Raw genomic sequence first — 12,997 nt, 5'->3', positions numbered from 1 at the left:
TAAGTATAAATCACTTACTATCAAAGGCGACATCCCTAAAGGAGTAACATTAAAGTACGAGAACAATACACATTCAGAAGTTGGGAACTATGCGGTTAAGGCTACTTTAGACGGTAGTACTAACTACACGCCGATGCCATATGTGATGACTGCTACGCTATCTATTAATGAGAAAGCTGTGGTACTGCCAAGTATTGAAAACGTAGTATTTGACCATAAAACAGAAGCGTATACAGCTGAGGTGATTACTATTGAAGCAACTAACCTACCTAATGAAGTACGTGTAACTTATGATAAGAATGATTATATCAATGCAGGTGTATATCAGATCACAGCTTCATTCTACTATAAAGATATTTTGCTTGGTACGAAGTCAGCAACCCTAACGATAGAAAAAGCTCGCATCACAACAGTTAAGTTTAGCAAGAAAGAAGTGACTTACGATGGTACATCTCACGAGTTAATTCTTGAAGGGGAATTACCTGAAGGAGTAACTGCTGTTTATAAAAACAACGTACATACCAATGCGGGAGAGCATAAAGTCTCTGTAACATTAACAGGAGATAACTATGTGACCAGTACTCGTTCTAATCTGTTAGTAATACTGCCTGCTGATATCACGAAGTTAATCACATTAGAGAGTGCCTCTCACATTTATGATGGTAAGTCTAAATCACTTACTATCAAAGGCGACATCCCTAAAGGAGTAACATTAAAGTACGAGAACAATACACATTCAGAAGTTGGGAACTATGCGGTTAAGGCTACTTTAGACGGTAGTACTAACTACACGCCGATGCCATATGTGATGACTGCTACGCTATCTATTAATGAGAAAGCTGTGGTACTGCCAAGTATCAAGAACATAGTATTTGACCATAAAACAGAAGCGTATACTGCTGAGGTGATTACTATTGAAGCAACTAACCTACCTAATGAAGTACGTGTAACTTATGATAAGAATGATTATATAAATGCAGGCGTATACCAAATCACAGCTTCATTCTACTATAAAGATATTTTACTTGGTACAAAATCAGCAACATTAACTATAGAAAAAGCTCGTATAACAACTGTCAAGTTTAGCAAGAAAGAAGTAAAGTATGATGGGAACTCTCATGAGTTACTACTTGAAGGAGAACTACCTGAAGGAGTGACGGCTGTTTATAAAAACAATGTACATACTAATGCAGGGGAGCATAAAGTCTCTGTAACATTAACAGGAGATAATTATGTAACGAGTACTCGTTCTAATCTGTTAGTAATATTACCTGCAGATATCACCAAGATGGTTAGTTTAGAAACAACTTCTTTTGAATATGATGGTCAAGCAAAGTCTTTAACCATTAAAGGCGATGTACCTAAAGGGGTAACTTTAAAGTACGAGAACAATACACATTCAGAAGTTGGTAACTATACGGTTAAGGCTACTTTAGACGGTAGTACTAACTACACGCCGATGCCATATGTGATGACTGCTACGTTAATTATCACTGAGGATGAAGAAGATTTATTACCAAATCTAGATAAAGTGATATTTAAAGATAAAGCAGCTATATACAGTGGTATTCCTTATAAAATAGAAGCTACTAATGTTCCTAAAAATGTTACAACCAAATATAGTGAGAACTCTTTCGTATCTGTTGGGACATACAGTATCACAGCTTCTTTCTATTATAAGGAAGTACTACTAGGTACTAAAATAGCTACATTGACTGTTGAAAAAGCACGTATAGAAGACATCAAATTCAGTAAGAAAGAAGTTGTTTATACAGGATCCGCTTATGAATTATTAATAGAGGGTGAATTACCTAAAGGGGTAACTGCTATCTATAAAAATAACATGCATACTAATGCAGGAGAGCATAAAGCTTCAGTGACATTAGCAGGTGATAATTATGTAACAAGTACACGCTCTAACCTACTGATTATCCTACCTGCGGATATTAGTAAACTAGTAGAATTAAGAAATCAATCCTTTAAATACGATGGTAAAGAAAAATCTTTAACCATAAAGGGAAGTGTACCTACAGGAGTATCTTTAAAATATGAAAACAATACGCATACTGAACTAGGTCATTATATAGTGAAGGCCACTTTAGATGGTAGTCCTAACTATACACCAATGCCATATGTAATGACAGCTACTCTATTTATCACACAAGAAGATACTGAACTACCAAGTTTAGATAAAGTAATATTTAGAAATAGAACGGAAACGTATAATGGCAATTCGTTTAAGTTAGAGGCAACGAACTTACCAAAAGATGTCAATGTAGAATATGATCGTAACTATTATGATAATGCAGGTGAATACAATGTCACAGCTACCTTCTTCCATAAAACAATTTTACTAGGTAAGAAAACTGCTACATTAACAATCGAAAAAGCTAAGCTAACGAATATTACATTTAATCGTAAAACAGTAGACTATAACGGTAAGCCTCAGCATATCTTAATTAGTGGTAAACTACCTAAAGGAGTATCTGCGACATATGAAAATAATGTGCATACTGACGCAGGGGTTTATAAAGCATCTGTTACACTAGAAGGCGAAAATTATGTCACTAGTAAACGTACAAGTACCTTTACTATTAGCCCTCTTCACATCTCCAAATTTATATCATTCGCGGATAGGGCTTATGTATATGATGGTGAGTCAAAAACGATCATACTAACAGGTAACCTTCCTGGCGGACTTAACGTTGTATATGAAAATAATGTACATACTGAGATTGGCGTATACCAAGTAAAAGCTACCATAACAGGCAATCCAAATTATACACCTATGCCTTATATAATAGTGGCAACTTTAGTGATCAGAAATGATAAAGAAAGGGCTGATATCGAACAGATTTCTATTAACGAACAAGTATATGATATGCCTAATAATAAGATAATATATTTCTTACCTTGTGGTCAAGACACTGTTCTCCTAGATATAAGCGAACTAAGTGAAGGAGCATTTGTTGCCAATAATATAAAATATAAATACAAAATGCACTACTCAGGTACGATTACTATTCCTATAGTTGTCAAATCACAGACCCAAACACTAACGCGCAACTATACAATAGAATTAGTCAGACCAGTTCCTTTTGAGAAAGTCGCCCTAAAAGGTGCAGATAATTCTTATGAAGTTAATTTGACTTCCTCTACTAATGGCGGATATAATTATACAGCATTCGCTTGGTACAGAAATAATGTATTAATGAGTAATGATAAGTACTTCCTAGCCGGAGCAAATGGAGATAACACAGATAATGCTAATGCGGTATATCAGTTAATATTGACAACCGATAAAGGAGAGACTGTCTATTCTTGCCCTACGACGATAGAGATATTAAATACCAATAAAATCAAACTGTATCCTAACCCTATTAGAGCAACCGAACAACTAAATATTGTCTTCGATTTTGATAGTAATTCATTTACTCAAGCAACTATAGAGATATACTCTATACTAGGTCAGAAAGTACTTGAAGCTGAGTTATCAAATAGAGAAAACAGTATTCAACTGCCAACAGGTATACAAGTAGGTAAATACATCGCTGTCATAAATATAAATGGTCAAAAGAAAACAATCAATTTCATAGTTAAATAACTAATTCTAATTTTTTATCCTAAGGGCTGTTCTCTTCTTTGAGAGCAGTCCTTTTTTTATTATATAGGTACAAGGTCTCACTCCTAACCTTGTCATCTCTCAGTAAATCTAATTTCTAAAATACCACTCCATCCAATCTTTCGAAAACTTTAGATCTAAAATCAACAACTTACTTTTTTTTTAAACTTCTCCAATTACTCTATAATCACTTCCCTTTTAAACCCTTTATACATTGTTGCTTTTTCTAATTGTCCCGAATTTATGGGGTTATGATTTTAAATCAGAAAAACATCTATTGCTTTTTTTAAACGAAAAAACGACTTAAACTACTGATTTTCAAAACATCAATACTATTCATTTATTTCTCTCCTTTATTCAGACACCTATCTCAATCTCAACAGGAGTCAGTACTAATGCTAAATTGCTTGACAATTTCTCGAGTATTAGCCGTAAATAGTCGATCAGAGAAAAGATATTCGAAGAATGCTTCTCATATTGATAGGTAACTTACGATTAGCTTAGCGTTTAGATTAAGATATGTTAAACTCTAGTTAGTTTCAAATAAACAGTTACTAATATTTTTTCGTTTCAAAAGAAAAAACAAGGTTCTTTATCAAAGGAAAATAATACTAATACTAAATACAATATGGTGTATCAAAAACATTGAATAGTTCATAAACTATCACAACTGTTATATAACATCACCAAAAAACAAGGTTCAATTGTTAGAAACATCTATATAACCAATACTGTAGGCAAACTTTAACTATTCACTATGCTTAGAGGTAGATTATTTATAAATAAGCGAGGAGCTATATCTATAATAATTATTTATATTTGTAGCGAGTTATAACAATATGTATTAAAAAGAAATAGAATGAATACAGACGAAAAGTTTCACGACGAAATGGGAGACAACCACATCGCATCTAGTGATGCTACTCCACTTAGAAGTGACGCATTTGACCTTACAGATGACCAAAAAATAGAATCGATAAAGAAAGATGTAGAAAGCATTTTAAACACTTTAGGATTAGATCTTACAGATGACAGTCTTAAGGGAACACCTAATCGTGTAGCTAAGATGTTCGTAAAAGAAATGTTCGGTGGGCTTAATCCAGCTAAAAAACCGAGTGCTTCTACATTTGATAATAAATATAAGTACAACGAAATGCTAGTAGAAAAAAACATTGTTGTTTATTCTACTTGTGAACACCATTTACTACCTATCGTAGGGAGAGCTCACGTAGCTTATATCTCTAATGGTACTGTAGTAGGTCTTTCTAAAATGAACCGTATTGTTGATTTTTATGCAAAGAGACCTCAAGTACAGGAGCGTTTAACAATCCAAATAGTAAATGAGTTAAAACGTGTATTAAATACAGAAGACGTAGCGTGTATCATCGATGCGAAGCACTTATGTGTAAACTCTAGAGGTATCCGTGATATCGAGAGTAGTACTGTAACTGCTGAGTTCGGTGGAAAATTCCAAGACGAGAATGTTCGCAAAGAATTTTTAAACTACATCCAATTAGAAACTAAGTTCTAATCACTATAAATTAAACTATGTTATATCAAGAACAACAACTAAAAATGTACAACTCCATCACAGGAGAAAAAGAAGTTTTCAAACCTATCCACGAGGGTAAAGTAGGTATGTACGTATGTGGACCAACTGTCTACAGCTATGTACACCTTGGGAACTGCCGTACTTTTATATCTTTTGACTTGGTATATCGCTATTTAAAACACTTAGGGTACTCAGTGCGTTATGTACGTAATATTACTGACGTAGGACATATGGTGGACGATGCAGATGAAGGAGAAGATAAAATCGCTAAGAGAGCACGTATTGAGCAAATAGAACCAATGGAAATCGTTCAGAAATATACACTGAACTTCCACAACATTCTAAAACAGTTTAATAACCTACCTCCTAGTATAGAACCTACAGCAACAGGGCATATTATCGAGCAAATAGAGATTATTCAATCTATTATTGCTAATGGTTTTGCTTATGAAGTAAATGGTTCAGTGTACTTCGATGTTAAGAAATACAATAAGTCTCATCAGTATGGTATTTTAAGTGGGCGTAAGATAGAAGATATGATTTCTAATACTCGTGAATTAGATGGTCAATCTGATAAACGCAGTCCATTAGACTTCGCTTTATGGAAAAATGCAGAGCCTCAGCACATCATGAGATGGCCTTCTCCTTGGGGAGATGGATTCCCAGGATGGCACTTAGAGTGTACTGCTATGAGTACTAAGTATCTAGGTAAACACTTCGACATACACGGAGGTGGAATGGACTTAAAATTCCCTCACCACGAATGTGAGATTGCTCAGAATGAAGCTTCTACAGGGAACACACCTGTGAACTATTGGATGCATGCGAATATGCTTACATTAAATGGTAAGAAAATGGCGAAGTCAACAGGTAACAATATCTTACCTGAAGAATTATTCTCAGGAGAGAATACTATTCTTAGTAAGGGATTTGCCCCTGCAGTAGCTCGTTTCTTTATCTTACAAGCACATTATAGAAGTATCTTAGACTTCTCTGACGACGCAATAATAGCTTCAGAAAGAGGATATCAAAGATTAATGGAAGCTATTAAATCTCTAAAAGATTTAAAAACTTCAAGCAATTCTTCTGTTGATGTTGCAAAGTGGAAACAATCGTGCTATGATGCAATGAATGATGACTTTAACAGTCCTATCTTAATTGCTAATATCTTTGAAGCTATTAAGTTTATCAATCTTATTAAAGAAGATAAAGAAACGATAACAGCATCAGATTTAGAAGACTTGACCACTAGCTTACATGCATTTGTATTTGATGTATTAGGTCTTGAAGATAGCGAAGGTACTAGCGCTAATAACGAAAAACTAGAAGGTGTAGTGAATATGCTTATCGGTATGCGTAATGAGGCTAGAGCGAATAAAGACTTCGCAATGTCAGATCACATCAGAGATGAATTAGCTAGAATCGGCATTCAATTAAAAGATGGTAAAGAAGGTACTTCCTTCTCACTATAATACATAAAAAAGCTATAAGTTCTCTTATAGCTTTTTCTCATTTGATCAATTATGATAAAGAAAATATTAATCTTCCCATTTATCCTACTTGTACGATTTTATCAAGTAGCTATCTCCCCTTTCTTTCCGCCGGCGTGTAGATATAGTCCTACGTGCTCACAGTACACATTAGATGCATTGAGAAAGCATGGCTTGTTTAAGGGAGGTTGGATGGCAATAAAGCGCATAGCAAGTTGTGGTCCTTGGGGTGGTAAAGGATATGATCCTGTACCATAGAATACGAGAAACAGCAAACGTAGAATTACAAAGGCATTGTTTAATTCTAGTCGTTGATCACCCAACTAATCAGTAATTACTATTTCACGGATAAAGATTATTTCTTACATTTATCATCTAACAGTATAGAAACACTATGATACATTCATTACATATGGTATGGAACCCATCAGAGGGGCTTGATTTAGGATTTATAAAACTAAGATATTACAGTCTTATGTTTGTTATTGCATTCGGCTTAGGATGGTACTTAATGAAAAAGATTTATGACCGAGAAGGAGAAAGTGTTGAGAAGCTTGATAAATTATTTATTTATACTGTCTTAGCTACTTTGGTAGGAGCTCGTCTAGGACATGTATTTTTCTACGATTGGGCATATTATAAAGACCATATATTCGAAATCATATCACCTGTTCGTTTTACACCTAAATTTGAAATCGTTGGATTTAGTGGATTAGCAAGTCATGGAGCAGCTATAGCTATCATCGCTACTATGTATTTTTACAGTAAAAAGATTATTCAAAAACCAATATTGTGGATATTAGATAGAATCGCTATTCCTGTTGCTATCGGTGGGATGTTTGTACGATTAGGAAACTTCTTTAACTCAGAAATTATCGGACATGAGACAGCTAGTGCTTTAGGAATACGTTTTTTAAGAGATAAGTTCACTCCTAGAGAAGCAATGCAAATTACTGGTCTAAATGACTATAATCAAGCATATGACGCTATACAAAGTAATCCTCAATTTACTGAAGCATTAAACCTAGTAGTAGCTAAACATCCTACTCAACTATATGAAGCATTTGGATATTTACTAGTATTCTTTGTAGTCTATTATATGTATTGGAAAACAGATGCTCGTAATAAATTAGGATATATCTTCGGTGTATTTCTAGTTCTTTTATGGGTAGTGAGATTCGTAGTAGAATATATGAAAGAAAGTCAAGGTGGTTTTGAAGATCAACTAGGCGATATACTATCTACAGGTCAATGGCTAAGTATCCCGTTTATCTTAGTAGGTATTTACTTATGGGTAACTGCAAAAAACAGAAAATACGAGTAATAAAACTCAACATTATAGAAAAAGAGCTAGTCAAGATTGATTAGCTCTTTTTGTATAACTACTACTTTGTGTTCATTTATCTAGTTTACTCAAGATCAAATCTCACGTTTAAAAGTATAATAGAATCCATAAGTAGACCCATTAAAACTTCTTGAGGTCATTGATACTAGTTCCCATCCCTGTTCACCAAGTTCGTTTAAAGTCTTATCTATTTCCTTTAAGTCCATCTTTGGACTCCAAGTTCCTTTAGGGTTGATTTCAATAGTTTTGTATTCAAATTTCTTCATAGCATTTTAATTAATATCAATGCACTAATATAACTAATTACATCATATCATAAATTCAAAATATCAAATAATCACACTCATTTTTAACTTAAAAACAACCAATAATATATAAAAATACAAATTAATTAAATCAAATTTACTTTATAAATCAAATTAGTTTATTCCCACTACTTAATAACAAAAAATCTATTCTTCTCTATCCTATTCTAATTTAAAAGTATTATTTTTCTCCTACAATTGATATGTTACTATGCAAACTAAATATACCACCCAAGATAGAGGTGATAAACAAAGCTATCAACAATACTTAGAAGCAATGGATGCCATTGCTATTGAGAAAGTAGCATCTGCTAGTGTATTCTTTGAACCCAAAGAAGACAACATCCTTGTAGATGTTGGGATGGCGTCAGGAACGAGTACAGCTATATTAGCACAGTTATTCCCAAAGCTTCAAATAGTAGGCGTAGATATCAACCCTAAAATGGTAGAAATCGCTGAACAAACATACAACTTCCCTAACCTATCTTTTAGAGAAGATGATGGAGAGAAATTGTCAACCTTTAAGGAAAATACTGTAAGTGGTTTCTTTAACTGTTCTGCTATACATCATATCACTTCATATAACGATTATGATAACAATAGAGCACTTAATACCTTGCGCAGACAGGTAGAACTGCTTAAAGAAAATGGCGTGCTAGTCATAAGAGACTTCGTCAAAGTAGAAGAGCAAGAAGTAATCATAGAGCTATCAACTGCTGAGAAAGACAATAGACCGAATGATGCTGATCTCTTCATACAGTTTGCTAAAACAGCAAGATCGCTAGCTAAAGAGCGAGGTTTCCCTATAGAAGAGTTAGATTCATTAATACCCTATACAAGAAGATTCCAAGCATTTTATACAGATGTCGTAGAATTCATCCGTCGTAAAGATTATTATGCAAATTGGGATATTGAGTTACAAGAAGAATATGGCTATTTCACACAGAGAGAATTTGAGAATGTCTTTAAAGAATTAGGATTGCGCATCATTCTATCTACACCAATATACAATCAGTGGATTATAGATAATCGCTATAAAAACCAATTCAAGATATGTAATCTGCAAGGAGAGGAAATAGGCTTCCCTCCGACTAATTATCTAATCGCAGGAGAGAAAGTAACTGGTGCTAAAGAGCTACAACTAACTAGACATTTGCCACAGAGTGAAAGCCCATATCTAATTCATTCTTCTTATCTCAACACTAAAAACAAACGAGTATATGATATTGTTGCTCGTCCTAATAACGTAACTGATATCATTCCATATTACCTTACTAATAATGGCTTAAAAGTCATTGCAAAACATGGTTATCCACGTCCATTAACTACGATCACTAAAGATAGCCCTGTAATAGATGGTAAAAGATACAGTGGATACATTCCTGAAGGGATTGCTATCGCTACAGATAAGGACATCTATGAAGAGCTAGAAAAGAGATTTGGCATTGCATCTAATGCGATTAAAACAAATAGCCCTGCACTTAGCTATTACACTTCGCCTGGCGGTATAAATGAAAAAGTAACATCTGTTTATCTAGAACTAAACAAAGTTATCGAGACAAACATCCCCTTGAGTGAAGGATTTACAGGTTTTACAGATTCAGGTCATTTGCAGGAATATGATGCTATGCAGTTACTAAATACAGCGCAGACAGGGGCATTAGTAGAAGCTCGATTAGAAGTTAACATTTATAACCTATTCTTAAAACTAGACTTACCTCTACCTAAATGGTTAGGGCAAAAAGTTACTATTAAAGAGACAGAAAATATAGTAGTGACTTCGTTTAAAGAACTATTAGCGATACATTATAGAGATTACCAAGAAACAAATCAGAGTGCGAATTTTCTTAAAACGAGTAGAGCTGACTTTAGTGAAATAGGCATTAATCATAGCAATACTATCTTAGAATATGTATACCCAAAGAATTACAGTACTAACACATTAGTAACTATACCTGTTTACAAATACAACAATGAAACCTATGTAGGGCTAGAGATCAGAAGTCTACCGATACCTCAATTGTTTACAGATAATAGCGCTATTCTTACAGTACCTGCTCTACGTTTACCAAAAGAAATAGAGAACTTCTATGACCTAGAAAATTATATCAAGCAAATACAAATAGGAGAAAATAACATAATAAACTTTTCAAAGCTTGGAGAAAAATACTTCCCTAGCATAGGGATTACAACAGAACAGGTATATCCTTATATAGTCACATTAGAGACTCCTACGGATAAATTATATTGGGTTAGTATCAATGAACTCATTAGTAATCTTGACCACATAGATGATGCTCACTTACTCATAGCCTTATGTAGGCTAAAACATAGCTTGGCATAAGAACATAACCTCTTAACCACATCTAAAACAAGGATAGTTGTTTTATTTTCTATCATACCAATCACTAAAAAACACACAAATAAACATTTTAATTACCATAGCTTCAAATCTTAAAAAGTGTTAAATTAGCTAAACAGAACGCTTAACCATAATAAGATGAACAAGAATATTGAAATATCAAAAGAATTTAAAGACACTGCAACTAAAGCGATAATAAGTATTATTATCTTTTTACTCTTTTACATCACCATTCTATCTGCTTCTATATATGGTGTATGGCTAGCAATACAAGCCGGTATGGCTATTATGAGCGATAGACCAACATTTGGCTCACTTTTCATAGGTATCCTAATTATGGGGTTTGCGGGATCTATCTTGTTCTTCTTAATCAAGTTTGTCTTTAAATCAAACAAATATGATCGTTCAAAATATATAGAAATAACTAAGGAAGATGAACCTAAGTTATTTGCCTTTGTCAAAGAAATAGTAGACGATGTTGCTGTTGACTTTCCTAAAAAAATCTATCTAACTAATGAAGTTAACGCCTGTGTATTCTATGATTCTAACTTCCTAAGTATGTTTATGCCTGTACGAAAAAATCTAATGCTTGGGTTAGGTTTAATTAATACGTGTACAGAATTAGAATTAAAGGCAATTATAGCTCATGAGTTTGGACACTTTTCACAGAGAAGTATGAAGATGGGAAGTTATGTCAGTAATGTAAATCATATCATCTTTAATATGCTTTACGACAATGAAGGATATAATAACTTTATCAATAAAGCGTCTAGTATACACGGTTTTGTTACCCTAATGGTCTTCGTAATTCAATTAATTATAAGTGGTATTAAGTGGGTATTGATTCAACTATATAGTCTAGTGAATAAAAGTTACCTCGCCTTATCAAAACAGATGGAGTACCATGCAGATGAAGTAGCAGCTACCTTAGTAGGTTATAAATCGTTAGAAACGTCCTTATATCGCATGGAGCTAGCTGACCAAGCTTATGATAATGTACTTAATATTTACATTAATCAGATTAAAGATCAAACGAGAAGTGAGAATATGTTTTTAGAACAATCTTATATATTAACTGAACTAGGTAAAGAAAACGACAGTGAATTTTCAGGTGGACTACCACTTGTAAAAGAAGGTGATACGAAGAGATTTAATCGTTCTAAAATAGAGTTTAATGATCATTGGAATTCTCATCCTAGTACACTACAACGCATAGAAAAACTTAAATCACTATACTTAATCGAGAAAGAAGATAGTCTTACTCCTGCAGGACACTTATTTAAGGATTTTACTAAAACACAGATAAAGCTGACAAATAGGCTATTTGATGAAGCAGCAGAAAACAAAACATTACCTACGACGACACTAGAACAATTTAAAGAACATTATCAACAGTATATTAAAGAGAATACATTCAATAAATACTATAATCATTATTACGATTATAACAACATTAAACTATTTGATCTAGGTAAAGCGTCATATATAGAAAAACCTATAGATCATCAAGAAGTCTATAACATTACTAATATAGAGCTATCTCTACAATTAGCTGGCTTATATGATGATCAGAAAACAATGAATGAGCTTATAGAAGATAACAATGGCCTAAAGTACTTACATTATAATAAAGAAAAATATGTACAGAAGCATTTTAAACAACTAAATAATAACCTAATAGAAAATACTAAAGAGATAGAGGATAAGTTAAAAGAGCATGATATAAAAGTATATCAATATTTTCTACAATTAGAACGCTCCCAAAACATAGATACTACCTCTAAATTAAAGACTTATTATCAAGATTTATTCGATGAAGATGTAAGATATGATAAGAGAATGGAGTACTACAATGCTGTAATGGAACAGACTGCTTACTTAGCTGGTGACATCGATCTAGATAGAGCCAAGGTAATAATCAATCAACTTAACGTCGCTTTAAAGCCTTTTAAAGAAGAAATGCAGTTTCTATTAGAGCTAGAAGCTAATCAAAAAGATATAACATTAGAGATGTCTAAATACTTTAATGATTTAATAGAAACTAAGACCTTTCTATATGGAAATAGATTAAATGAAGTAAGTTTTGAAGCCTTAATAAACTGTCTTGACACATATAAGTTGTTAACTTTAAGACACTTCTTTTACCAAAAGAAAAGAGTACTAGATTATCAAGTATCATTATTATAAAAAAGGTTGTTATTAGTCAGTCCTAATAACAACCTTTTAGTTTGTATGTGACTCGTATTAGTATAAAGTTATTGTAAATATATTTAAAGGCTTATTTCTATAGATAGAAGTTTCTATAGCTTCCTATAATAATA

8 protein-coding genes are annotated in these 12,997 nt (G+C 33.2%); 7 read left to right on the top strand and 1 reads right to left on the bottom strand.

The genetic code is table 11. From position 1 onward, the window contains the following. From CF599_RS08395 to lgt, 5 genes are all read left to right on the top strand, one after another. Positions 1-3,604: MBG domain-containing protein (locus CF599_RS08395; protein WP_143824807.1), on the top strand; the 3,604-nt coding region annotated here is incomplete at its 5' end. Between the two features lie 877 nt (positions 3,605-4,481). Further along, the gene (folE, locus tag CF599_RS08390; RefSeq protein ID WP_121965587.1) at positions 4,482-5,153 is read left to right on the top strand and encodes a GTP cyclohydrolase I FolE; all 672 of its coding nucleotides are present in this window, start codon (positions 4,482-4,484) and stop codon (positions 5,151-5,153) included. 17 nt (positions 5,154-5,170) lie between these two features. Then, complete coding sequence (gene cysS / locus CF599_RS08385) at positions 5,171-6,646, top strand: cysteine--tRNA ligase (protein ID WP_121965586.1); 1,476 nt, start codon at positions 5,171-5,173, stop codon at positions 6,644-6,646. 51 nt (positions 6,647-6,697) lie between these two features. Next, complete coding sequence (yidD, locus tag CF599_RS08380) at positions 6,698-6,922, top strand: membrane protein insertion efficiency factor YidD (RefSeq protein WP_121965585.1); 225 nt, start codon at positions 6,698-6,700, stop codon at positions 6,920-6,922. Positions 6,923-7,058: 136 nt separating this feature from the next. Continuing rightward, positions 7,059-7,988 carry a prolipoprotein diacylglyceryl transferase gene (gene lgt / locus CF599_RS08375; RefSeq protein WP_121965584.1) on the top strand — a complete coding sequence of 310 codons (930 nt, stop codon included), beginning with the start codon at positions 7,059-7,061 and terminating at the stop codon, positions 7,986-7,988. Between the two features lie 95 nt (positions 7,989-8,083). On the opposite strand, the gene CF599_RS08370 is transcribed toward lgt, so the two are convergent. Continuing rightward, a complete protein-coding gene (locus CF599_RS08370) occupies positions 8,084-8,275 on the bottom strand; it encodes a DUF4177 domain-containing protein (protein ID WP_121965583.1) in 192 nt (63 codons plus the stop codon). Positions 8,276-8,525: 250 nt separating this feature from the next. Between CF599_RS08370 and CF599_RS08365 the strand changes: the two genes are divergently transcribed. Together CF599_RS08365 and CF599_RS08360 are read left to right on the top strand one after the other, a co-directional pair. Next, positions 8,526-10,658, top strand: coding sequence for a class I SAM-dependent methyltransferase (locus CF599_RS08365; protein WP_121965582.1), 2,133 nt, complete (start codon positions 8,526-8,528; stop codon positions 10,656-10,658). Positions 10,659-10,814: 156 nt separating this feature from the next. Next, positions 10,815-12,863 (top strand): M48 family metalloprotease, encoded by a 2,049-nt coding sequence (locus CF599_RS08360; RefSeq protein WP_121965581.1) that lies wholly within the window; start codon positions 10,815-10,817, stop codon positions 12,861-12,863. The last annotated feature ends 134 nt before the right edge of the window (positions 12,864-12,997 follow it).

It is taken from the genome of Myroides sp. N17-2 (genome assembly GCF_002286775.1).
In the GTDB taxonomy this organism is placed as follows: domain Bacteria; phylum Bacteroidota; class Bacteroidia; order Flavobacteriales; family Flavobacteriaceae; genus Flavobacterium.
Note: the sequence above shows the minus strand (reverse complement) of the source record. Positions and strands in the feature narration are given on the sequence as shown.